Source organism: Ktedonobacter sp. SOSP1-52, assembly GCF_016587395.1.
Window position 1 is genome coordinate 20,809 of the sequence record NZ_BNJH01000003.1, and the last position, 25,293, is coordinate 46,101.

A 25,293-nucleotide genomic window follows, 5' to 3' on the forward strand; every position below is an offset into this window, starting at 1 on the left:
AGGCGTTTTGAGGACTGGACATATGCCCATGAGACACCTGTTGATCTCAACGCGCTTGACCGTAACAGGAGTGATTTCTTTCTGAAGTACTTTACACTGCTTCGTTTTTTAAAGCATATGCATGCATTCATACATAAAATATATCACTTCTACAGGATCCCGGGTTCAAGGACTAAAGGATGAGTCGTTTTTAATCAAGCTCATCCATCACCATTTGTGTGCCAGACCCACTCGTCGCCCCAAAATCTGACCACTCTTCGCGCTTACTACCACCACACGAAGTAAATATGCCCTATCTTAATCACATAATTGATAAGATAGGGCATATTATGCTACTACACCCATGTGCAAAAAGCCCCTGCGGCACATTATCCTATTTTTGTTCGCAATAGATTGCAAGAACGCTTTCATACTTGGAAAGGTGGTGTTTCCTCCCTGGTTAAAACGCAGGAGTATCCGCACCGCTCCATACATGAAGAGTACCATCAGTTAATGCCACTAGCAAGTAGCGTTCGGTATAGTCGAGGGCGCTGATTTGCCAGGGATGATACAACTTTTGTATGAGTTGTCCTGTCGCGATGGACCAGATATCAACGACACCCTCATTGATCTCGCTGTCCTCGCGCGCGACGGCGACAAACTGGCAATCGGGAGAGAAGGCCACGCGGGCGCTACTGCCCATGGCCCCTGTCCCTAGCTCGCTATAGGTCCCACTCACAGTATCACAGATTCGTAATTGCTTTCCTTGATAGGTAAAGGCAACGAGACGAGCATCCAGGCTGGCGGCATAGGGCGGTGTGCATTCTTCGCACTGCCCAAGTTCCAGCGAGCTGAGAATCTGGGGCCGCATACCTTTGAAGCGTGTCTGTGTAGTAAGGTCCCAGCGGCGTGCTATTACGACTTGTTGGGGATTGCCTGTAACCTGGGCGCAGGAGAGAGTGAGCAGGTGGTGTGCATCATAGGAGAGCGCACGCAGGCGGATGGCCCAGAAACTGCGATGCTCGATGTTCTCCTCCAGGCAGACCACTGGCGGACGCGGGGTCTCATCGCCCATAAGATGGCTCTCGATGTCGCTACCGCGAACGCCCCAGGAGCGGGGGGCCTTGATATCGCTGGGAAGGAGGGGAAGGGCTGTATGCACCAGGCGTTTCCCATCCGGTTCGACCCGTAGGGTTGTGTCTACAGAGTAGGGCGCTGAGACGGCGCGCTGTTGCAAGGAAGAACTCCAGATGCGTTGCCCACTTAAGGTATCCCAAACATGCAGGGAGAGGCGTCCCCACCCCGCTAACAGTGATCCGGCCTCCGAAAACCTGAGTTCGCGTAGCGACTCGATTGTCAATGCTGGATCAGCCTCAAACTGGATAACCTGAGGCTGAAGCGCCTGCTGCACGACCTGCCAGATACTTCCTTTGCCATCGAAGGAGCCACCCGCGATGAGTAAGCCGTGCGTGGTTTGTCTCCCCTTTACAGTTGAGACCACGCCCATAGAGCTGCGAATCGAGAGTTCAGCATGAAATGGTCCCCTGGTGCTAAAGATATTAAGTCCATCAAACTCGGGTTCGATAGGATGTTCAAAGCGTCGGGGGCGCGAGCGTGGATGTGCCGCGCCATTACGCAAATCAATGACGCCCCCAATGACGATATCATAGCTGTGACGTTGCTCCTCATCACTCAGGACGGCATAGGCGCGGTTAATGCGCTTCATCTGAAGCGCCGCCTCTGGCCCGGCCAGGTCGGGATGATAGCGGCGAGCAAGCTGACGGTATGCACGTTTGATGGTTTCATTGTCGGCGTTGAGTGGTACGCCGAGCGTGGCGTAATAGTTCTCAGGTGTATCCATGCGCTATCTCTATACTATCTACCAATCTATCAAATCGAAACGATACGGGTGCGCGGTCGATATTTGCCGTTCTGGCGCTCTTTCCAGGCCCAGAGATACCAGGTCGCGAAGGTCCGGTAGGGACGCCAGAGTTCACTGCGCGCGCTCATATCACGTGGTTTTGGGCGTTCAGGTAACGCGTAGACGCGGCGTACCGCCTCGACAAAGCCCAGGTCGTCAGTTGGCAGTACGTCAGGCCTTCCTAGGGTAAAAATGAGCACCATCTCGGCTGTCCACCTGCCAATCCCTTTGACCGCGCACAACTGGCGGATAATCTCTTCATCGTCCAGTGCCACCAGGGTGTCGAGGTCAAGGCTCCCATTGGTGATATGCTCAAGCAAGTTGTGGATGTAGCGTATCTTGGTATGTGAGAGTCCCACGTGGCGCAGATCCTCATAGGTGAGGGTGATCAAGGTTTCGCGTTCGATACGTCCGCCAGGTACCAGCGCACGCAGGCGCGCCATGAAGGTATTGGCGACTGCAACGGAGATCTGCTGGGAGATAATCGCATCGATCAGGGCCTCAAAAACGTTGGGATCAGGCTGGAGCGTGCAGGGGCCAACCCATTGAATAGTTTGAGCCAAGACAGGATCGACGTGGGTAAGATATGCTGTTGCCTCAAGAACGAGATCGCTAAATGGTTTTTGTGTGATCATAGCAGCCTGTTACATCTCATGAACCTTGACATTCCTACCTGTTCATTGTACGACAGAAAATCAGTTCTGACCACATCCCCCCTCTTCGCGCCTGTGGAGCTCAGGGGTAATGGGTGTCTGGCAGCGGGCTGGCTTCGCCAGCCCGCTGCCAGACACCCATTACCCGAAGGCGAGTTCGCGAGCTGAGATAAGGACGAATGTCGTACAATGAACGGGATGAGGAGAGGCACAAAGAAGGCACAGCCGTAAAAAATAGGATGAACCTCGTTTAGCAGCAGAAGAGAGGAAAGAGCAGATGAGCGAAACACCGCGTTCGCCGCAGGGCGAGCAGCAACATAGAGAGTCACAGCATACGAATCGCCTGGCCCATGAGACCAGTCCGTATCTCTTGCAGCACGCGCACAATCCTGTGGATTGGTATCCCTGGGGGGAAGAGGCCTTGCAGAAGGCGCGCCAGGAGGACAAGCCAATTCTCTTAAGTGTGGGGTATTCAGCCTGCCACTGGTGCCACGTCATGGAGCGCGAGTCTTTTGAGAATTCCGCGATTGCGGCGCTGATGAACCAGCATTTTGTCTCAATCAAGGTCGACCGAGAAGAGCGTCCAGATATCGATAACATCTATATGCAGGCGGTCCAGGCTATGACACAGCAGGGCGGCTGGCCGATGACCGTCTTCCTGACTCCCGATGGGCGCCCATTCTATGGTGGTACCTACTTCCCGCCAGATGACCGTCATTATGGGCAGCATGTGATGCCTGGCTTTCGCCGGGTTCTGCTTAGCCTGGCGCAGCTCTATGCCCAGGAGCGCGAGAAGATTGAGGAGCAGGCCGATGAACTGGCGCAATTCTTACGCCAGCGTGAGGGCATGCCCCTACGCCGCCGGGAGAATGCCACGCAGGGCTTACCTCAGCTCGACCTGCTAGCGGTGGCCAGCCAGGCCCTGGCCAATGATTTTGATGCCCAGCATGGTGGTTTTGGCGGCGCCCCCAAGTTCCCCCATTCGATGGCCTTGGAGTTTCTCTTGCGTGTGTACCTGCATCGCAGCAAGCAGGAACTGAGCCCAGGCCAGCTGCCTGGAAATCTGACTGAGTTGGGAATGGTCGAGAGCTCGCTGGAGCATATGGCAAAGGGCGGCATGTACGATCAACTGGGGGGTGGTTTCCATCGCTACTCGGTCGACGCGGAGTGGCTGGTACCTCATTTTGAGAAGATGCTCTATGATAATGCCCTCCTGAGCCGCGCCTACCTGGCGGCCTACCTGGTCACGGGCAAGTCTTTCTATCGCCGTATTGTTGAAGAGACGTTGAACTATGTCGCGCGCGAGATGGTCTCGCCAGAAGGCGGCTTCTATTCCACTCAGGACGCCGACAGCGAAGGCGTGGAAGGGAAGTTCTTCCTCTGGCAGCCCGCTGAAGTTGAGGCGCTATTGGACGCCCCAGATGCCGCGATCTTCATGCGCTACTACGACATCAGCGCCCGTGGTAATTTTGAGGGCAAAAATATTCTCCATATCAACGTCGAGGTGGAACAATTAGCCAAAGAGCTGACACTGAGCGTGGCCGAGGTGGAGCAGATCGTGAAATCTGGGCGTGAGCAGCTCTTCAAGGCACGTGAGCTACGGGTGAAACCGGGTCGCGATGAGAAGATTCTGACCTCGTGGAACGGGTTGATGCTGCGTAGCTTTGCTGAGGCGGCACGCCACCTGGGACGCGGCGACTACTTGCAGATTGCGATCAATAATGCCAATTTTCTGCTGCGCTCGCTACGCCAGGATGGGCGCTTGCTACGCACCTATAAAGATGGGCGTGCACGCTTGAAAGGCTATCTCGAAGACTACGCCTTCCTGGCTGATGGCCTGCTCGCGCTCTACCAGGCCAGCTTTGATCCGCGCTGGTTTGTCGAGGCGCGGACGTTGATGGACCAGGCGCTTGCGCTCTTTGCCGATGAGCAGAATGGAGGCTTCTTTGACACGGGGAGCGATCACGAAGAGCTGGTGACGCGCCCCAAGGACATTATGGATAATGCCACGCCCTCCGGGAATAGCGTCGCCGCCGATGTCCTCCTGCGCCTGGCGGCGCTCAGTGGCGAGGACGCCTATCGTGAGCGCGCTGAAGCCTATCTCCAGTCGCTTGCGGACGTCATGGTACAGCACCCGCAGTTCTTTGGCCAAGCCCTGGGGGCGCTCGATTTCTCGCTCACTAGGGCCCGCGAAATCGCCCTATTGGGGCGTCCTGAGGCGGCGGATACGCAGGCGCTACTGAACGTAGTGAACACGCGCTACCTGCCTAATAGCGTTCTGGCCTGTGCACGCCCCGATGACGAAGAGGCCATACGCGCCGTTCCATTATTAGCCGAACGCACGATGCAAGAGGGGAAGGCCACGGCCTATGTCTGCCAGAATTTCGCCTGCCAGGCACCCGTCACCACGCCTGAGGCTCTCGAACAACTTCTCTAATCATTCACATAGCGTAGCTCGCCTTTGATCTCATGGCGACAAAGAAGCCCACCGGTGGCGAGATCTTCCAGGGCGCGGGAGGCCGCTTTGACCTCCTGGCGCCCGATTTTACTTTTTCCTGGGGGCGCAAAGCGCCGGGCGGCCTGCTCGGGGGTGAAGACGCTCAGGGAAGAGGGATGTTCGTCCAGGTAGCCTTTGATGGCCTCCATATACCAGGAGGATAGGTCGCTGGCTTTGGCAGGTGGAGGCAGAACCGCGATATACACGGGACAGGAGGCCAGTTGTAAGATGCGCTGTGAAGTGCTCCCTAGCAGGAAGCGGCGGATTTTATGCTTGAGCGCATCTTCATGGCGCCCAACGACGATAAAACTGGCGTGTAGCTCGCGGGCCGCTCGCGTAATTTCATCGGCCGGCAGTCCTTCACGGACCACTCCCTCCGTACGTTCCATGCTGATGCCCTGTTGGGCCAGTAAAAGACGTGCTTTATAGAGGGCGGCCTGGGCATGTTCGCGTTGAGCAGTAGTCGCCGTCCCTGGAAAGACCTGCCCCACATACATACCCGGTTGTGCTGGAACGACCTGGGTAAGCGGGATCACATGGAGAAGGAGAAGGCGGACAGTAGGAGCCGACTGCTCTAAGAACGCACTGATCGAAGTGAGCGCGTGCAGAGTTGTAGGAGAGAGATCAGTATCAATGGCAAGTACAATACATGAATTCATTTTGTTTCGCACAAGCCTCCACTAAAGGATGTGAAGTATCTGACTCTCTTTTGGTTAGCTAAACCATTGTAAGAAGCACGCTTTATGAGTACTCTTATAAGTACAGTATACCTGTTTTCCAGTGTTGTGACAAGAAAAATAAAGAAAGAGATTAGATGCTCTTACCAGGACGCCAATGTAATAGAGAGCGGGAGACAAGTCGAAGCTTCTTGACTTTTGCATAGTAATTCTCTAATCTAAGGATATTCTTTTTGTAACTGCCCCGCCGTAAAAATGGTTATAATAAAAGGTAATCCTTTTGGTTTATAAAAAAATTATGACTTTAATATAGAGATAAAAGCAGGTTAAATATTTAATGGTAGTTTTGCCATAGAGGCAGGAAGTCGCAGTGTGGGAGATGCGTCAGGTTCGTGTGACAATCGAAGCGCATAAAGCAGAGGTATAAGACGAAAACGGTGATATGCAGGTTACAGTAACTTCAGCCCACGCTGAAGAGGAAGTTAGGAAAGCGTGATGGGGATTAAGATGGAGAAACCACCTGTAGAAATGACCCTGGCGGAGCTTGTAACATGTTGTAACCAGGAGATGGCCCGCTACCGGCGTAAGGAGCCAAGCAACGACCAGTACAGCTTAGAAATTCTGCGGCGGGCCGTGGTAAACCAGGATGAGCAGGCCTGGCTGGTCTTGCAGCGCCTGTTTAGCGATAATATTCGCCTCTGGATGGGACGGCATCCCAATCGTGAAGCCGCGCTGCGGCACGAAAGCGAGCAGAGTTATATTGATGATACCTTTCGGCGTTTCTGGCAGGCGGTCAGCGATCAGAAGCTGCGCTTCTCGACCCTGGGTGGTGCGTTAAGCTATTTACACCTGTGCCTCAACTGTGCCATTATGGATACGCTGCGGGCCTTTTCGCGCTCTCATATCGAGCCTCTACCAGATTATGGGCAGGGAGGGCATGAGGAGCCATTTGTAGAAGATCGTTATCACGAAAATGAGCTCTGGGAGATTATCAAAACCATCCTGCCCGGCGAAAAAGAGCAGCGCGTCGCCTATCTACACTTTCATTGTAACTTAAAGCCGCGTGAAATTATTCACTATTGTCCTGGTGAGTTTAGCGGTGAAGACGAAATTTATCGCCTGAAGCGCAATATTATGGAGCGTATTTTGCGCAACTCAGACAAAATTCGCTGGCGCATGAGCTACAACGAGCACTAGCAGGTGGGGCGTGCCAGTCGCCCGCTACTGGCGTGCGCGGTTACTGCTGGTACACCCCAAAACTTCCCCTTTGCTTGGTGAACTAAGGCGTACGCGACTAGGGGAGGTGCAGGAGGGTCTCCCTCCTGCCGGGGTGTGGGGTTTCCCCACAAAAATTTCCCCTTTTTATCCCCAGGGGAAGGAGATAGAAAAAGGAGGCGCTAAAAATGGCATATGGAACGTTTACAAAGCGATAACAGTTTGAGAAGGCAAGCAGAAAATAAAATAGATGTGGGTTTTTGCCATTCCCACATGTATGTGTCACCATACATAGCAAGAAAGGAGACGTGCTTGCTTCTATGTCAGGGATGATAAGGAGGAAGTACGATCTTAATGATGAAAAATTGTTCGCATATTATGGCTCCAGAAGACGATGCATTGCTCAGCCTGGCGTTAGATGATGTCCCTCTCTCGACAGAGGCGGCATGTCATCTCGCCGGATGCGCGCAGTGTCGAGAGCGGTTGGAGCGCTATAGACAGACAAACAATTTTCTTCTTAATTCTCTGTACCGTAGTCAGTGTCCCGATGCTACGAGCTTAAATCTCTTTTGTGCTCATTATCTCTCCCCTGACGAAGTCATGACCATAAGTGAGCATCTTGCATTTTGCCCTTTGTGTGCACAAGACGTACGCGAGATTCGCCGGGTGTTGCAGTCCTTCGAAGCCTTTCCCGCTGAGAGTAGGCAGCCTCTTGGCGTATTGCGCCGGGCGGCGGAGCGTATAGTCGCCACGCTTGTGCCCTGGCAGCCCCAACTGGTGACGCGTGGAGAGGTCGCTGAGACGCCCTGGCCACGCCAGTATCGTGCTGGCACACTCAATATCTCGCTTCACCTCTCACGCGCCAGCAATGGCGATCTCATGATGCTCGGGCTTTTCTCCTGCGTCGATCCCGATGAGAGCATAGAAGCATTCGAAGGAGTCGATGCACACCTCTATCCTATCCTCAATCACTTGCAAGAGCCTGGCGACATACAACCGGAAATTATGCTTAGCACTAGCTGGGAAAAAGAGCCTCCGCTTATATCCACAAAAATCGATGATCTGGGCAATATTGTCTTTAAGCCCGTTCCAGTGGGAAGCTATACACTGGTCGTGCAGTTACCGGAGAATGAAGTCGTCATCGAGGGATTGAAGATCGAACGTAGCTAATGGGGTCGCACATGGTAAAAGAATCCATGGACCTGGAGCCATTCCTACAGCGCTTGCAAGCATTGGATCTCGACGCAGGGAAGCGTTTTCTCCAGGAACATAGCGCTGAACTGGGTGAGCCTGCTATCTTTGGACCTCGCCTGCGCGAAGCATCGCTCAAGCTGCTGCATGCCCAGCCCGCGTTGGCCCTCAAACTAGCCGATCTCCTGATATTTTACGGCCAGCATACAGGCCATACTGCCTCATATGCCATGGGAATGACCGCTCGTGGTGGCGTACTGGCTAATCAAGGATATAACCAAGCCGCGCTGAAATGCCTGGATGAGGGGGGAGACGTATTTCAAACGCTGGATGATGAATTGAACTGGGCACGGAGCCGCATTGTCTGGATTGTCTCTTGTGCCTGGTTAGGGGATATTGAGCAGGCTTTGCAAGTTGCTACGCGCGCGCGTGAGACTTTTATGAGCCTGGATGAATATTATTGGGCTTGCGCCATTGATATTAATACGGCCATTATTTGTAAGTATGCTGGGCGGTACCAGCAGGCCCTGAAACTCTATGATCGTGTGTTAGCCACATATCCGCTCTTGAAGGAATTTGATGAAAGCTATCTCCAGCGTTCGATCGCGATTGCGGAACATAACAAAGCCACAAATCTCGCCTTGATTGGTGCCTTTGAGGAGTCATCAAGCTTGCTGAGAAAGTCCCAGCAAAGCTTTCAGGATCTCGGAGATATTATTTCAGTTGTTTCAAGCGAAATGAATATCGCCAAAAATGCCTTTGTGCAAGGGTACTATGGTTCAGCATTGAGGCATTATTATGATGCTCGTAATATCTACATACAGCACGAAATTGATAACCCTCAGATTCTGGCTCGTATGCTGCTGCAAATGTCGATGTGCTTTTTGAAGTTGAATCGAGTGAGTGACGCCCATAATATAGGAGCGCAGGCAGTCGAGGTAACAGAAAAGCTAGAGAGTCGAATGGAGAGGATTGATAGTCTCCATGGCTATGCCACTATCCTTATTGCCTCAGGAGCTTTACAAGAGGCTCTAGAGCCTCTCGGAGAAGCCGAAACTATCTCGCAAGGCTATGATTACCTGACTGTGATGACGCAATTGCGCCGCTCTGAGACTTATAACAAGCAGCAAATATATGGCAAGGCGTATAAACTGGCAGCACAGATCAGTGCATACTATAACGCTCAAGGCCTGATTGCGCTGCTGATGCAGGCGCAACTTGCCATGGTAGAGGCTGCAATTGGCCTGGTTCAAGCAGGCCAGGCGGAGGCCTACCAGATTAATCTGGCGCAGACACAGGAGCTCTGTCGGCAACTGGTAAAAAGTGCTACACATACCAATCTACAGGATATTGTGTATCGGAGCCTGCACCTTCTCGGACGCATGGCATTGTTACAAAGTGATGGGCAACACGCCAACCGTTTCTTCTTGAGCGCGATTGGACGTATTGAACATCTCTTGAGCGACCTGGTGTATGATCTTTCGCCTACTTTTCTACGAACCGCCTGGGACGTCTACGAAGATATGATTGGTCTGCAACTTCAGGATGGTCACTATGAACTGGCTTTTCATTACCTGGAGCGTGCACGCTCAATTGCCTTGCGCCAATATTTGCAAGCTGCGCAGGGAAGGTCAATGCTTGCGCAGCCAGGGGCTAGTGAGGAAGACGATGCCAGGGAACTTGATGATGTGAGGAGAGCGAAAGGTGCTTCGCTCTTGCAACGCGAGTATGAGCTGTCGCTCTGGCAGAAAAAGTACCATGAATACAGCGCCTTGCTAGCAACGCGGGATGAAGATCTGGTTGCCTCGATCAATCGTGAGGAGGTCGAAGCTACTGTAAAGCAGTGCGAAGCCAAAATCGCTGAGCTCTTTGAATGGCTACATTTGTTGCGTTCCGATGGCGCTCAGACTCCGTCTATCACAGGGTATCGCAAGCGTGTGCGTACGTCCTCGGGCCTGGATGTGCAGCAGTTGCAACGGGCATTACAGCCAGACCAGACGCTGCTGACATATTATATTTTTCAAGGCACACTGGTTATTTTTGTCATTACCGCGCAGAGCTTTTCTGTTTGCAAGCAGCCGGGTGTAATCCCGCAACTGGAACAGTATTTACTGCTTCTACATGCTCATTTGCAGCCAGGAGGCTGGTCAGATGCCCTGTATCCTCCACAGCAGATCATTCGCGGTTTGTTGAAGAAATTGCACCGCCTGCTCATTGCTCCCGTGGCGGAGCACCTCGCTGATACAACCAAACTGTTAACAATTGTGCCTTATGGCGTTCTGCATCAACTCCCCTTCCATGCGCTCTATGATGGTTCGCGTTTTTTAATCGAGGATTTTCAAATCAATTATTTGCCCGCAAGCAGTCTATTACTCGACCTCCAGAATATGCGGCAATTGAACGAGCATGAGATCTATACAGCCCTGGTGATGGGATGTTCCGGTCATAGCAATCTCCCTTCGGCTCTGGAGGAGGCCAGGTCGATTGCTGAACTGCTCCATGGAGCATGCAAGCTTGAAGAAGAGGCCACCATTGAACACCTGCAAACGGGGACACAGGGTTGCCCCCTTATTCACCTGGCGACGCATGGCCATAGTCGCCTGGATGCTCCAAACTTCTCTTCCATTGTACTGACGGATGGCTATCTCAATGCCATTGATGCCTTCTCGTTGAACCTGCAAGGCTGTGAACTGGTGACCCTGAGTGGCTGCGAGACCGGCCTGGCACTGAGTGGTGGCGGGGATGAGCAACTGGGATTGGGCCGAGCCTTTTTAGCTGCGGGAGCACGTTCGCTGGTGATGAGCATCTGGCCGGTTGAAGATGCATCGACCAGCTTCTTGATGCAGACGTTCTATCAACATTTACTCCGGGGAGAGAGCAAGGTGGAGGCGCTACGCCTCGCGCAACAAACTATGCTCAAACATGCAGGTGCGCGCTATAGTCATCCCTACTTTTGGGCAGCCTTTCGCCTGGTTGGGGATGTACAGCCTTTCAGCCAGCAGGTAATCAAGAAGTTGCGCGGAGAAATAAATACTTGAGCCTAAAAAGAGGTAGTTGTAGCGTTTAGCTAATAGATAGAAATATGTATGATGTGGTATTTGTAGACCACCTTGTAGACCATCATCCCAGGAGGTAGTCTGTGTCAACATCATCGATGAATATGCGCGAGCCCTGGTGGAGCGCCGCCAAGATGCTTTGGGTAGAGAAGCATGTGACCCTGACCTTTCACATTGAGGATGGGCGGCAGCTAGACGACAAGAGCACATCCGGCTCTCTTGGTATTGAAGATCTTAATCTTTTTCTCCAGAGGCGTGGCTTTCAACTCTCCCCTTATCTCTCAGATGTGACGCCAGCGGATGGGCAGGAGGCGTCTGAGTCCCAGCAAAATCAGGCCACGACAATTGCTTTAGATGAATGGTTGTCCCACTCTAGCTGTCATTGCCGCTTCAAAACACCAGATGGAAGTGGTGTAACTGTTGTCGGCTTTTTTACGGTGGACGATATCAAGGCAGAGTATCCGATGCAGGATATGCTAGCATCGGGATATGACCTATCATATGCTCGCCAGGTTGTAAATCTGATCAATCACAACATGGAGACGCTTCGTCAGGATCTTGGCCTGCCCCTGGTGGCAGCGGCGCCAAACTGGGTAGGTGGCGCGGCACCAGTAGACTGCATTATTCATGGCGGACCAGCCTTGCCTCCCTTGCCGCTTCCGGAAAGCGGTAGCGATGGACAGCATACTGGTGCTTGTGACATTTCCCTGCCAGATCTCAAAAACTCACCTATTGCCACGAAGAACGGGAAAGGGGTGACGGTCTTTGTCCTGGATACCATGCCTGAGCTGCCTACAAATCCTGATGCGACAACGAATGCTATTACTGAGGCGGCTCAGCGTGCCGGTGGAAATAACAAACTCTTACAGACGGTGGCTGAGCAGATGAACCGCGAGCAGTCTCCCCTCATTAAGTTCTCCTATCAGCCGCTTTGCTCCCTCCTACAAGAGAATGCCGAGAATCAGATGGTGGTGGGCCGGGACCTCAATGGGAAGCAATATGCCTTTGGTATGCCTGATCATGGCCTCTTTGTGACCGGGATTGTGCGTGAGCTTGCGCCTGAGGCTGATATCGAGTATATACGTGTGCTGAATGACTTTGGCGCGGGCGATTGCTATACCCTGATTAACACGCTGGAGTGGATTCATGGACGCATGTCGCGCATCGATCCACAGACAGGCCAGCAGGGAGACCTCTTTAATAAGCCTGTGGTGATCAACCTGAGTCTGGTGATGACCCCCTCGGATGAAAACCTCTTTACCTACTGGCATGCCTCTTCTGGCAACACATATGGCCAGAATACCCTGAGTATGGCCTATGACCTGGCGACCCTGCGCGCGCCATTGCAACGGGCTATTCAGCGTCTGAGCGAGTGTGGCGCGGTGATCGTGGCTGCGGCTGGCAATGATTCAAACACGCCAGAGCTGGCGGGACGTATTGGTCCACGTTACCCGGCGGCCTTCCCCGAGGTTCTTGCCGTCGGCGCGGTAGACCGTGATGGCGAGGCGGCGCGCTATAGCAACTATCCCAAGTTGCCAGCACAGCGCAACGGTATCACGACCTACGGCGGCGGTATTCCCACACAAAGAGATATAAAGCGTGATGAAGTGGACGCATTGATTGGTCTCTATAGCTCACAGCGCTATCCCGCCTTCGAGGGTAAGAATCCGCCAGCATCGGAGTATCCTGCTCCCAATACCAATGGCTGGGCCTACTGGTCTGGTACCTCCTTTGCTACGCCGATTGTGAGCGCGGTCGCGGCCCGTGTGCTTGAGCATATCCAGCCCATGAACCTGCCGGCACGTCATGTTGCCGCCGAGGTCATGTGGGCGCTGACGACTCCTGAGGGGCAGCAGGAGACGCTGGGAAGCTCGCTCAGTGTGCAGCCTGAGTTAGGAGTAAGCCTCTTACGCGCGGAGCAGGCCCATCCTGGTCAAGTCTCTCCCTCAGAACCCATTCCTGTTGAGGCTGTGACGCATGATTAAACGTGTTCTTGATGTCTACATGCAAAAGAAGGAGCCAGGTTTTTACCTGGCTCCTTCTTTTGCATGTAGACATCAAGATGCTTCTGGTCAACGGTCGCCAAAGAGAAGTTTGATAATGGTAAGGAGAATGACGGCGCCAATGACCGAGATCACAATGGTGCCGCAGAAGTGGAAGTTGCCGCTGATATTTAGGTAATTAGCGATCATTCCTCCGATAAACGAACCAATGAGTCCAATCACTATATCTCCAAGGCAGCCAAAGCCGCGCCCTCGTACCAGGATGCTGGCGATGTAGCCTGAGATGAGGCCAACGAGAAGCCAGGCGATAATATCACCGGGCTGAAGAATGGCATAGACATTGCCGGGATGAATCGTAATCATAAAAGATGAACGCTCCTCTCAGCGTGGAACAGTCAGGTTGCTATTGATAATACTCTGCCATGATATACGTTGCTGAGAGCATGAAAGTTATATGCTGGTGTGAGGAATGGGTGAGGAGAAGCAAAAGAGAAGTGGATGCCGCCTAATCTGGCGGCATCCACTTCTCTTGAAAAGGCAGTGTCCTGGTTACAAATGTCTACGTACTTTCTCAGAACATGAGAAGCCCGTGATGTGCTACTTGCTAGAGCGTAGAACGTGTGCGCCCACGCCCAACAGCATGCAGGATAGCAATGAGAATGCAGGCGCCAATAAAGGCGACAATCAGACTGCCAATCAGGCCAAAGTTTCCGCCTGGGATCAGCAGATTGGCAATGAAGCCACCAATGAGAGCGCCGACGAGACCAACGATCAGGTCGCCTAGGATGCCATAACCACCACCACGCATGACCAGGCTGGCGAGGAAGCCTGCGATCAAGCCCACGACAATCCAACCAATAATGCCGCCGGGATTGAGAGTAGCTCCAAGGATAAACGTCGCAAATGTAAGCATGCGATTCTCCTCCTTCGCTCTTACTCCTTATGCGAAAACCAACCCCCATTCGGGGGCGCAGCGCCCTCTCGCGGCTAGCGCTAGCGCGCTCAGGTTTTCGAGAGGCACTTATCAACGGAAAATGGATACCTGGATAAACAACTTGCTTTTTGGACGCAATATCAAGAATACCTGTTTGAAGCAATGGAGCGATACTATTCTTGCTTTGCCCACAAATTCTAGTATCGTTGCTTGTGTTTGTATAATAATAGAAATGTTTGCATAAATCAAGTCAGCAATACAAAGTCTAATAGTTCTTAGCTCTTACCTAAAAATTCCTTTATTTGCTTAATAAATGCTTAAAGAGTTCTCCTGGCCATTTGACCATTGCCCTCTTCCGCTAGCCTATGTTAAGGTATGGGCATGTATCTACTTATTCAGGAGTAATGTTCACATGCCTTCGGTGTCGAATTCCTCAGAACCTCGTGTACAAGGAGACAAAGTAACACAAAAACGTGCTGCGGTTTCTTCCTTCTGGCGCTTGCCACGCAATGTCTATTTATTGTTGCTATTTACCACAGGAAAAGGCTTTCAACTTAGTATCGCGGCCCTCACACTCAACTATTATGTGCATAGCCTGGGCTATCAGCCAGATTTTATCGGCGTTTTTAGCGCCATGCCCGCCGTTGGGGCCTGTATTGCGGCGGTGCCTACGGGTATGCTCGTCAATCGCATAGGGCGTAAGCCGGTTTTGCTGCTGACGGCCTTCCTGACGCCGTTGATGCTAGCGCTCTGTGCTCTGGTAACGTCGGCGCCGCTGTTACTGGTTGCCAACCTGATTCAGGGATTGGTCTCGACTGCCTATTGGGTGACGAACCTGCCGTTGCTATCGGAGAGCACAACCCAGGAGCAGCGGGTAGGTGTGCTGGCACTCAATAGCTTTCTCTTGCTGGGAATTGGGGCGCTGGGCAATCTCCTGGGTGGAGCGATTCCTGAGTTTGTGGCGGGCTTGCTGCATGTCTCGGCTGGTTCGACTATTCCACTGCGCTGGGGCGTCTTTAGCGCTGCCCTGTTTACCTTTGTCTTTGGTCTGCCGCTCTGGCTGCTGCAAGAGCCAAGAGGCCTGGACAAGGCAACGTCACGCGAGGCTGCCAGTGAGCAGGCCAATGAGGTTAGAGACGTTCGAGCTGAACAATCCTCTACCTGGCTCTTCGTGAAATTGCTCCTGCCCGACCTGGTCTTTACTATGGGCGAGGGGGCGGTTGTCGCCCTGATCCAGCTCTATTTTGTGCTGCGCTTCCAGCTCTTACCGGGTACCCTGGGCATCATCTTTACGATCTCGGGCCTGGCTGGTGGAATCTTCTCGTTAACGGCGCCGCTCTTTGTCAAACGCTGGAGTAAGTTGCGCCTGGTGACCTCGGTGCAGTATATCAGCGCTCCTTTGATGGTCTTGATTGGCTTTGCGCCTACGCTGCCATTGGCGATTACGGGCGAGTATGCACGCTCATTTCTGCGCACCTTGATTGAGCCTGTCTATGCCGCCTTCGCCATGGAGCAGGTCTCAGACCGCCAGCGCGCAATTCTCGCCGGCTGCTACGCCGTGACCTGGAGTATTGGCTTTAGCATTGGCCCAACGATTGCAGGCTGGTTGCAGTCTAGTGTGAGTCTTTCAGCCTCCTTTGTCTTTGGTGGTTTCTGTCTCCTTCTGGCCCCCAGCCTTCTGCTCCTCTTCTTTGGAAAGAAGAACACGTCCATGCAGTAAAATATCTCATGAAATAGCAAAAATAGGTGCAATGCGTGACTTTTAGCGGCTAATTTGCGACATTTATATATAGAGGGATATGATTGCAAGGCATGTCCAGATGAATGTGGCAAAAACACCTCTTGTGTTATATAATTCTATATTGCTTAAAATGTTTTGTATCAGCGCGTACCATATGTTGCTACTGTAAAGTGATAAGGGAGCATTGATGAGGCCAAGCGTAGTCGATCCAAAGCGTTCATCTCCAATGCCAGTGAAGCCGTTTGATGGAGCAGTTCGGCATGTGCCGCAGTCAATAACTTCTCTCCCCACCTATTCAGCCACTCCAGGTTTTTCCCGTTCTCGCGGAACATCCAAAACGCCTCTGCCAGCGGCGAATGGACAGAAGGCTCGTCCCTCGCTGGTGCTTGCGCCCCTGGAGGGTTGGTTACCCCTCGTCTGTTTAGGCGTAGCATTATATTGTGTGATTGCGTCGATGCAGGCCGCAAAGTGGGTGGGACATGATACCTTGTTTCCCTGGGGAGGCTTGCTGGGCATGGTGCTTGGCTTGATCATTGCGAAGTTACCAAAGGGTCCGCAAAGCCTCTTTCACCTGGGGACCTGCCTGCTGGGTTTCTGGTTCGCTTTATGGTTGACGAGTTTTGCCGCCTATCATGTGTCTATCACGCTTGTGCTGAATGGCTTGCGTTCCGTCTTTACTGGCTCGCTGCTGGACCTTCCGCCTGGATTGGCGGAGGCACTCTTCTTCTTTTACCTGACCTTCCTGACCTTTTTTCTGGGCTACTTTGGCTGCTGGCTTGTCTATCGCGCGCGCTTACCCTGGCTTGTGGCCTTGATCTATAGTGCGATTCTGCTGGTAAACCTCAACTATGTAAAACAGGATGCGGTCTACCTGGTCTGTATACTGGGCGGCGCTCTGATGCTGCTGGTGGCGCGTGTGCACCTGGCGGCCCAGGTCGCGCAATGGAGGCGTGATGGCCTGTATACTGATCGCTCCTGGTTGCGCGGCATGGCCTGGCGCTGTATGCAGGTAACTTGTGGTTTTACGCTCTGTACGCTTCTACTTAGCAGCTTCTTGCCCTTCGCGCAGCAGACGCAGAGTGGCGTGGTATTCTGGGACCACCTGGATAATGGGTGGAACAACCTGGTGAATGGTCGTTTCTCCTGGCGTGATCCTTCCAGCCTGTTTAATGGCACGCCGTCGAATTTCTTTGATAAGCGTTTGCATATTACCGGCCAGGTGAACCTGCCCAAGGGCGAGGTTCTTTCATATACCAGCTCTAATCAGAAACCTCAATATCTGCTTGGCTTTACATTCAATGACTTCGATGGCCATCTGAGTTGGAAGAGTTCATTAGATCAGAACGCTACGCAGTATTTTGAGCCGAATGCCATGCTGCAATCTGATGTACCTCAGGTTAGTGATGACCAGATCACTACCCGGGTGATACTGACGCAGCCACCGGGAGGACCTGCGTATATCTTTGCTCCAGAGCAGCCTGTGCGCTTTGATGTGTCAACGGCTATCTCTTATGACGTGACGGCGAATACCTGGATGCAACAGAATCCCTTGCAGAAGGGCGAGGCATACACTGTGATCTCTCAACTTCCACCACACGATCCAGATCTTCTCGCCACAGTTCCTCTTCCCGAGCGCGACCCGGCTTTCTGGAATGCGGATACCAATTATGACATTATCAAAGGCAGCTACACGCAAATTGATGAGAAGGATTACTCGCCTCGTGTGCTGACTCAAGTCAAACAATGGGTGGGGAATACGTCTACGACCTATGGGGCACTCAAGGCGCTGGAGCAGCATCTCAGCGATCAGACTCAGTTTACCTATTCTGTAAGTAATCCAGATATCGTCAGTAGCGCGAATGTGGTTGATTGGTTGCTACAGAATAAACGGGGCTATTGTACTTACTATGCCAGCGCCATGATTGTGATGGCGCGCATGTTGCACATTCCAACGCGTATGGCCAATGGGTTTAGTAGCGGCCATTTTGATGAGCAGCGCAAGGCCTGGATTGTCGATGGACAGGATGCTCATAGTTGGGTGCAGGCCTATTTTCCCAATCTGGGCTGGGTCAATTTCGAGCCCACGCCGGGCTATTCTACAACCTCACCCGCCAAACCAACACCTACAGTGACGCCAACGCAACCGGCACAAAAGCCCACTCCAACGAGCACTGCTACTGCGAAGAATACTCCATTGACGCATCATCAGCCAACGCCACCACCAGATGCGGCGACAGGCGGCACGGGTGTACAATGGGCAGGTGGGATAAGCGATGCTGTATTGCTGAATATAGCCCTGCTGGCGTTGCTGATCGCGGTGGTTATATTTGGCCTGGCGCTGTTCACTTCCTGGTGGCGAGGCCTCTATGCGAATAGTACTTTTATCGCGAGTACCTACTGGCGCTTTTGCTGGCTGGCGAGTAAGTTCGGCTTTGCACCACGCCCGTGGCAGACGCCGTATGAATATAGCGGGATGCTGAGCCAGCAGGCGCCTGGACAGGTTGCTCCCTTGTGGCGCCTAACCGAGCTTTTCGTGCGGGATCGTTGGGGGCCACGCTCCAGCGTTCCGTCTCCTGATGCCTCGGCAGAGACTCGGCGCATGCAGCCCGCGTTGCGGGGCATGGCCTGGCACTTGCTGTTGAACAAGTGGCGAAGAACGTAGGGGCTTGCCCATTTCAAAGCTCTGAGAGGCTTATTTTAGATAAGTGTCTTTAGATGCTTTAATGGTTGTTACACGCACATTCTCCCCTCGTTCTGTATAATGAATATCTAGGGGGATACACGTAGTATCCTCCCGAGGTGGAGAGGAGGAGTGCGATGCCACTGGAGCCAATGGTGGAGAGTGCATTTGGGTTGGGCCATCATGTCAGGCTCTACCCTGAGTACCTGGATGTGAATGGTAAGGCCTACAAGCTGACGCGCTTGAAAAGCGTGCGCCCTCAGTATCATCATTTATTTGGCGTGCCCTCAGCACGCGTGGAGCTGTGTTTTCAAGAGAAGAAAATTGTGTTACGCGGCATGCCAGATGTCGAAGTGGCTGAGCGCCTGGTCGCGTACTTGCATCGTTGGCTGCGCTTGCATACCGGGAATGATATCTGCGTAGTGGATGCACGAACTGAGCGGCGCTGTTCGCAGCCGAGGCATCCGCGTCCATCTTCGCCTGGGGCTTCTTTCCCCCAACCGGCCCTGGAACCTACGCCTCTTGATGCCGAGGTAAGCCTGGACAACGGCATTTCCCCCATCCGTCGTTGCTCAGTGGCCGAACCAAGCGAGATACCACGCTGGGCACGGCGTTACCAGGAGCAGCGTGAGCGTCGCCAGCGCCGTTTCTTGCTTGAACGTATGCGCCATACCTATGGGTTTGATATAAGCCATGTCCTGACGCAGCTTGAGTCTGAGCACCTGCCTGTCGTTGAAATTCCTATGCCTCTCTTGCCTGGTGAAGAGGCGCATTATATAACTGATGCCATGCTTTGTGGGCAGGAGCGCCCCTCGATGAGCGGTAAGCGTTATATGCCGAGAGACCATGGCAAGTTGGTGCTGACCAGTGAGCGCCTGATCTATTTTGGGCGTAAAAACCAGATTGTTCTGGCCTATGCGCAGGTGTTGCATATTTCGCGTGCGTATGAAGCAATTGCTTTTACGGCGGAGCATTGGCCCAGGCCGGAGATCTTCGCGGTTCGCCATCCGGTAGAGTGCGCCCTGTTTCTTGAACGTATCTTGGCACATTGGCAACACAGGCAAGAAGCGCAACAGCAGGATCGCTTGCTGAATCTGACGCCCTCGTTGACCTCGCGCTTGAACCTGGGACAACTTCCCGATGCGGGGATAGTGGAGAATTTACGCCAGAAGCAGATGGTGAGTCGTTTGAAAGCCCAATTTCAGCCCAGTAATAACAGTAATACTAAAGGGCGCAATTGTGTAGACTGAAGGCTTATGCGGAAAACCCCATGCCACCACCGTGGCGAGTGTGTTCAGGCTTCCGCATAGGCTGTAAATTGAGTACCAGGGGTTGACGAGATGGGAGAGGAGTTTGCACACCCATGATTGATACAATGTTGGCGTTGTGGAATCAGAAAAACAGGCGCAGGGGCGCTAAATTTTTTGTGACGTTTATGTTCATGTGTATCTGTGCCTCTATGCTGTGTGTCATTGTTGGCATGAACTTTTGGCCTACGTCGGGACGTCAGGGACCATGGCACTCCGCGAATGCGGACCAGCGGGAGGCAAAGATTACGCGGACCACGTCTACAGGCGCGAAGCAACACCAGCCGGGTTCTGGAACCGTGACCCCGGTAACTCCGGACGATGTCGCGAAAGTACCCGGCACACAGCCATGTAATAGCGCTGCGACAAACGCATCTTCCCAGGGAAGTTCAAGCGATGGCACCCAGGCCAACACGAACTCATCGGGCTCCGGTCAGTCCTCGGCCCCTGCTCAGAGCAATGGAGGTGGGACGCAGCAACAGTACCCTCCGGCTCAGGGAGGCGCTCAACAGTATTATCCACCCAGCCAGGCCTTGCCAGTCGCCAAAGCAAGCAATCCTCCCGCTCTCCCTATAGTGCGTAAAACGGCGAAGCCGCATCCTACTGCGTCCGCTACACCTACTGTAACGGTCACACCAACAGGAGAGCCAGGCGAAGATGATACACCAACGGTCGATCCTGCCGATGGAGATCAGGCCACGCCTACCATTAGCGCGGACAATGATGGCGCGACGCCAGGCATTGCGAACGTGGATGGAACGCCAGGCGTGACGGATGGCAATGGAACGCCAGGCGTGACGGATGGCAATGGGACACCTGGTGCTGGCGACAACAATGGAGGTCCCGAGGGGACGCCAACGCCTTTACCGTCGATTACGGGGGCTGGGGATAACTACGACCCTTCTATCTTTGATCCCCCGTTCTTCTGGCCCCATGCTGGGGATGAGATTCGCATTGAGATACCACGGATGTATTGGAACTACAGAGGGGAGAAGATTCGCTACTGGCCGCTGACGTGTCTGCATCACACGGCTCCTGTCCAGCAGACAGATAGTACCTCGGATCTCTGGTTGCGTAACATCGCCTTTATTCTGGGCAGTTCATTTATCGCGACCGTGCTGCTGCTTGGTTCGGCCTATCTTATTAAGCATCGCAAGCGGAACGCATAAACGAGCATAAAAAGTCAGAGAGAGTCTGGTCGCGCAGATCTACGCGACCAGACTCTCTCTGAATTAAAGTGTATTATAGCGAATATGCGCGAAGAATTGAGCGATGAATAAGAGCAGGAAGGCGCTCCCGAAGGCGGGGAGAAAGGTGTAAAAAAGCGCCCCAGGTTGAATGCCCAGGGTAGCGATTACTACTCCCCCCAGGATGCCGCCGAGGATACCGATAAACATGTTGCCTGCGCAGCCAATAGTATTACTGTGGAGCATCATCTCTGTCGTCGTGCCTGCCAGTCCTCCCAAAATAATCCAGAACGTCCAGGTCCAGAAGTTGTTAAAAACAGTGCTTTCGACAACCGCCGCGAACATACACCCCCTCCTTTGGGTCATGGTATCTGCCGATCTTACTAGTAGTATAGACCAGGCCAAAGCAGGCAAGTGTTGATGTAGCCGTTGTCCTCCTCCTGCTCTAACTAAACATCGTTTCGTACGTATACAGGTATAGAATATTTTGTGCTTGCACTCTCGTGCCTGCTGCGCTCGCCCTGGTTGGGAGTGTGATGCGCCCTGGCAGCCACAGGCTGCCAGGGCGCATCACACTCCCAACCAGAAAGGCTAACCTGCTGTTGATCGTCTCTTCTATTTAGTTCCTGGGTTATACTCAAGATGTACCTTGAAGCTGTATGCTCATAAAACTATACATGATATAATGTGCCTGTATTTTTAAGGTTTTTGACAATTGCGCTATTGCACCACAGCCGAGCAGTAGGAGAACGCTGAATCATGCAATTACTAGGAAAAATCCTGGGCGACCCGAATAAAAAGGAATTAAAGGTCATACAACCCGTCATCGATAAAATTAACGCGCTGGAAACAGAGATGAAGGAGTTGAGTGACGAAGAGCTGGCCGCTAAAACGGTTGAGTTTCGCTCACAGCTCGCCCTCTACCTCAAAGGCGGCAAGGTGCTTGAAGACGAACTGGTTCTTCTGCTACGTGAGGCGCTGGACAAAGCCGAACCCTGGGCCGGCGATCTTACGGATGAGCAGTTGCACCAGGCAATTTCTGCGTATAGACAGAAGCTTGAGCGCAAGCGTAATGGCGAGTATTTGCTGCGCACACGCCTGCAAGACACCCTCTCCGACTGTTTTGAGCAGGGATACGAGAAGCTCTCTCCCGCGCTCAACGAGCTACGCGTGGTTAAAGCCATGAAGCTTGCTGGTGAACGGCGGGAACGGCCTGATGAGGCAAAGGATCCCCAGCAGGCCATTCTGCAACTGCTGCAAGAGGCAGAGCCACTGCTGAAAGAGGTCGATGAAGACGATCTCAAACGCGCCTTTACGGAGTTCTGGCCCCATTTTGAGGAGACCAGGCGCAAGGCGAGCGATGGCGAGGAGGGCTCTAATGCGCAGCTGGAGCTGCTGCTGACCAATATCCTGAAAGAGATACAGCCTGAACTGGTGGCCTTACGCGCCAATCAGATGGATGAACTGGCGCCAGAGATGGTGAAGCGCTATCGCAATGGCAAGACGCTGGATGATCTCTTGCCTGAGGCCTTCGCGGCGGTACGCGAAGCAGGCTGGCGCACCATCAAAATGCGTCACTACGACGTCCAGTTGATTGGTGGCATCGTCCTGCACCAGGGCAAAATCGCCGAGATGGGCACAGGTGAAGGTAAGACGCTGGTCGCGACCAGCCCCATATACCTTAATGCCCTGACCGGTAAAGGCGTGCATCTTGTGACCGTCAATGATTACCTGGCCCGCCGTGACTCTGAGTGGATGGGGCGCATCTATAAATTCCTTGGTCTGACAGTTGGCGTTGTCGTCAACGCCATTGATCCCTATACCCCTGAGCGTAATGCGGCTTACCAGGCCGATATCACGTATGGCACAAATAACGAATTCGGTTTCGATTATCTGCGCGACAACATGGTCACTTCATTGGACCAGGTCATGCAACGCGAGCTGTATTTTGCCATCGTCGACGAGGTGGATAATATTCTGATCGACGAGGCCCGTACACCGCTGATTATCTCTGGCCAGGGCCAGGAGTCGACCGATATGTATGCGCAGTTCGCGCGCTGGGTGCCACGCCTGAAGGCCGAGACCGACTATACCATCGATGAGAAGACGCGCAGCGTGCTCATGACCGAAGAGGGCATTGAGAAGATTGAGAAGCTGGCTGGTGTCACGAACATCTACGATGAAGAGAACCTGGACCTGACACGCTACATGGAGAATGCCCTCAAGGCCGAGATCATCTTCAAGCGCGATAAAGACTACATCGTGAAGGATGGCGAGGTCGTTATCGTTGATGAGTTTACCGGGCGCCAGATGGCGGGCCGCCGGTATAGCGAGGGTCTACACCAGGCGATTGAGGCCAAAGAGGGCGTCAAGGTTCAGCGCGAAAACCATACCCTGGCTACAATTACCTTCCAGAACTACTTCCGCCTCTATGAGAAACTGGCGGGTATGACCGGTACTGCCATGACCGAGGCCGAGGAGTTCCATAAAATCTACAAGTTGGATGTGGTCAACATCCCGCCCAACAAGCCCAGGGTTCGTGAGGATATGCCCGACTATATCTACCGCACGCAAGAGGCCAAGTTCAACGCGGTAGTGGAAGAGATCAAGGAGTGCTATGAGCGTGAGCAGCCGGTGCTGGTGGGTACAACCTCGGTCGAGATCTCGGAGCTGCTCTCTGAACTGTTGAAGAGGCAGGGTGTACCTCACGAGGTTCTAAACGCGAAGCACCACGAACGCGAGGCGCATATTGTGGCCCAGGCTGGCCGCAGTGGCGCGGTAACTATCGCTACCAACATGGCTGGTCGTGGTACTGACATTCTCCTGGGCGGGAACGCAGAAGGCTTCTATGACTCCATCCTGCGTAAGCATGTGGAGCATGTCGATTATATTCGTGACATGCCTGAGCGCAACGAGGATGAGCGGGCCGAGAAGGAAGAGGCCATTCAGGAATATCTCGCAAATATGACGGAGGCGGAGAAGCAAGAGCTGCTGCGCCAGAAAGAGCTTGAGTGCGAGAAAGATCGTGCGAGAGTACGTGAGCTAGGTGGTCTGCATATTATTGGTACCGAGCGCCATGAGTCGCGGCGTATTGATAACCAGTTGCGTGGTCGCGCGGGCCGCCAGGGCGATCCTGGCTCCACACGCTTCTTCCTGGCCCTGGACGATGAGCTGATGCGCCGCTTCGCCGCTGACCGTGTATCTGGCCTTATGGAGCGCGCGGGCATGGGCGACCTACCGCTGGAGAGTAAGCTCTTCTCGCGCATGATTGAAAGCGCTCAGAGCCGCGTAGAGGGCTACAACTTTGATGTGCGTAAGAACGTCGTTGAATATGACGACGTGATCGCGCAGCAGCGTGCCGTTATCTATAGCGACCGCCGCGCCATTCTTGAACATGGCGACATGCATGAGCGCATCGTGAAGATGATGGAGGGCGAGGTCGCCCGCATCGTCAACGCCTGTATCCCGGGCAATGTTATCTCCGAAGAGGAGGAACTGGAGACCCTCTTCAAGACGCTGGAGGTCTGGGTCAATATCCCAGAGGACATTCTGCCAGAGAATATCAATTCTGTCCGTCGCGAACAGCTCAAGAGCGACCTGACCGAGCTGGTGTTGGAGCACTATGAGAAGCGTGGCGAGGAGTTGAGGCAGCAGGCACGTGAGTTAGGGGTGTCCCAGTTTGATCCATTGCGCGAGTTTGAGCGCACCTACCTCTTGCAGGTCGTGGATCGCATGTGGATGGATCATATCGACGCCCTGGACGTGATGCGTGCCGGTATCGGACTGCGCAGCCTGGGCCAGCGCGATCCCTTGGTCGAGTTTAAGAACGAGTCCTACCGCATGTTTGATGAACTGAAGGTAGCGATCCAGCACCATACCGTGGATGCGCTGCTCAAGCTTATTCGCAATGATGTGCGTCTGGCCATCGACCGTCCCGCGCCCGTGCGCAAGATTCCCGCGAATGTGCGGACGAATGCCGATGCTATCGCGGAGGCCAGTGGTCAGAGCAAGAGCGAGAACGGCGAGGAGACGCGTGCGCGAGCCAATGGTCAGCGCAAGAGCGGGCAGTCCAGGGCAAAGTCCGCATCAGGGCGTTCGGCGAAGAGCCAGAGCAATGGCTACAGCAACGCCAACGGTAGCGCCTCGGCCTCTGCCAAGGTTGGGCGTAACGATCCCTGCCCCTGTGGCAGCGGCAAGAAGTTCAAAAAGTGTCATGGCGCATAAAGGTTAAAAAGCAAACCTCGGGCAGGAA

16 protein-coding genes are annotated in these 25,293 nt (G+C 53.4%); 10 read left to right on the top strand and 6 right to left on the bottom strand.

Annotation, left to right across the window (positions count from 1 at the left end; genetic code table 11):
- Positions 1 to 439: 439 nt before the first annotated feature.
- Together JMJ16_RS56425 and JMJ16_RS25795 are read right to left on the bottom strand one after the other, a co-directional pair.
- Positions 440 to 1,840: a DnaJ domain-containing protein gene (locus tag JMJ16_RS56425; RefSeq protein WP_201386233.1), complete on the bottom strand. Its 1,401-nt coding sequence runs from the start codon at positions 1,838 to 1,840 to the stop codon at positions 440 to 442.
- Positions 1,841 to 1,869: 29 nt separating this feature from the next.
- Complete coding sequence (locus JMJ16_RS25795; protein WP_201386235.1) at positions 1,870 to 2,535, bottom strand: DNA-3-methyladenine glycosylase; 666 nt, start codon at positions 2,533 to 2,535, stop codon at positions 1,870 to 1,872.
- 295 nt (positions 2,536 to 2,830) lie between these two features.
- Here JMJ16_RS25795 and JMJ16_RS25800 point away from each other — a divergent pair, with 295 nt between their 5' ends.
- Positions 2,831 to 4,990, top strand: coding sequence for a thioredoxin domain-containing protein (locus JMJ16_RS25800; RefSeq protein WP_201386236.1), 2,160 nt, complete (start codon positions 2,831 to 2,833; stop codon positions 4,988 to 4,990).
- Here the strand turns inward: JMJ16_RS25800 and JMJ16_RS25805 are convergent.
- The gene (locus JMJ16_RS25805; protein WP_201386238.1) at positions 4,987 to 5,709 is read right to left on the bottom strand and encodes a universal stress protein; all 723 of its coding nucleotides are present in this window, start codon (positions 5,707 to 5,709) and stop codon (positions 4,987 to 4,989) included. The genes JMJ16_RS25800 and JMJ16_RS25805 overlap by 4 nt on opposite strands.
- Positions 5,710 to 6,234: 525 nt before the next feature.
- Between JMJ16_RS25805 and JMJ16_RS25810 the strand changes: the two genes are divergently transcribed.
- The 4 genes from JMJ16_RS25810 (at position 6,235) to JMJ16_RS25825 (ending at position 13,174) form a co-directional block, all read left to right on the top strand.
- On the top strand, positions 6,235 to 6,924 hold the full coding sequence (locus JMJ16_RS25810) for a hypothetical protein (RefSeq protein WP_201380605.1): 690 nt from the start codon (positions 6,235 to 6,237) through the stop codon (positions 6,922 to 6,924).
- 372 nt (positions 6,925 to 7,296) lie between these two features.
- Entirely contained in the window at positions 7,297 to 8,112 is an 816-nt protein-coding gene (locus tag JMJ16_RS25815; protein ID WP_201386241.1) for a hypothetical protein, read from the top strand.
- A gap of 11 nt (positions 8,113 to 8,123) precedes the next feature.
- Complete coding sequence (locus JMJ16_RS25820) at positions 8,124 to 11,171, top strand: CHAT domain-containing protein (RefSeq protein WP_201386243.1); 3,048 nt, start codon at positions 8,124 to 8,126, stop codon at positions 11,169 to 11,171.
- 101 nt (positions 11,172 to 11,272) lie between these two features.
- Entirely contained in the window at positions 11,273 to 13,174 is a 1,902-nt protein-coding gene (locus JMJ16_RS25825) for a S8 family serine peptidase (protein ID WP_201386245.1), read from the top strand.
- A gap of 87 nt (positions 13,175 to 13,261) precedes the next feature.
- Here the strand turns inward: JMJ16_RS25825 and JMJ16_RS25830 are convergent, their stop codons facing one another.
- Both JMJ16_RS25830 and JMJ16_RS25835 read right to left on the bottom strand, forming a co-directional pair.
- Positions 13,262 to 13,555 (bottom strand): GlsB/YeaQ/YmgE family stress response membrane protein, encoded by a 294-nt coding sequence (locus tag JMJ16_RS25830; protein ID WP_201370884.1) that lies wholly within the window; start codon positions 13,553 to 13,555, stop codon positions 13,262 to 13,264.
- 241 nt (positions 13,556 to 13,796) lie between these two features.
- Entirely contained in the window at positions 13,797 to 14,105 is a 309-nt protein-coding gene (locus tag JMJ16_RS25835; protein WP_201370885.1) for a GlsB/YeaQ/YmgE family stress response membrane protein, read from the bottom strand.
- Between the two features lie 334 nt (positions 14,106 to 14,439).
- On the opposite strand from JMJ16_RS25835, the gene JMJ16_RS25840 reads away from it, so the two are divergent.
- From JMJ16_RS25840 to JMJ16_RS25855, 4 genes are all read left to right on the top strand, one after another.
- Entirely contained in the window at positions 14,440 to 15,846 is a 1,407-nt protein-coding gene (locus JMJ16_RS25840; RefSeq protein WP_255553246.1) for an MFS transporter, read from the top strand.
- A 208-nt stretch (positions 15,847 to 16,054) separates the two neighbouring features.
- A complete protein-coding gene (locus JMJ16_RS25845) occupies positions 16,055 to 18,529 on the top strand; it encodes a transglutaminase domain-containing protein (RefSeq protein ID WP_201386247.1) in 2,475 nt (824 codons plus the stop codon).
- A gap of 155 nt (positions 18,530 to 18,684) precedes the next feature.
- Positions 18,685 to 19,797, top strand: a complete 1,113-nt coding sequence (locus tag JMJ16_RS25850; RefSeq protein WP_201386248.1) for a hypothetical protein — start codon at positions 18,685 to 18,687, stop codon at positions 19,795 to 19,797.
- 113 nt (positions 19,798 to 19,910) lie between these two features.
- Entirely contained in the window at positions 19,911 to 21,023 is a 1,113-nt protein-coding gene (locus JMJ16_RS25855) for a hypothetical protein (RefSeq protein ID WP_201386249.1), read from the top strand.
- 63 nt (positions 21,024 to 21,086) lie between these two features.
- Here JMJ16_RS25855 and JMJ16_RS25860 read toward each other — a convergent pair whose 3' ends face one another.
- Positions 21,087 to 21,386 (bottom strand): hypothetical protein, encoded by a 300-nt coding sequence (locus JMJ16_RS25860; RefSeq protein WP_201386251.1) that lies wholly within the window; start codon positions 21,384 to 21,386, stop codon positions 21,087 to 21,089.
- Between the two features lie 414 nt (positions 21,387 to 21,800).
- On the opposite strand from JMJ16_RS25860, the gene secA reads away from it, so the two are divergent.
- Positions 21,801 to 25,265 carry a preprotein translocase subunit SecA gene (gene secA, locus JMJ16_RS25865; RefSeq protein ID WP_201386259.1) on the top strand — a complete coding sequence of 1,155 codons (3,465 nt, stop codon included), beginning with the start codon at positions 21,801 to 21,803 and terminating at the stop codon, positions 25,263 to 25,265.
- Positions 25,266 to 25,293: the final 28 nt, after the last annotated feature.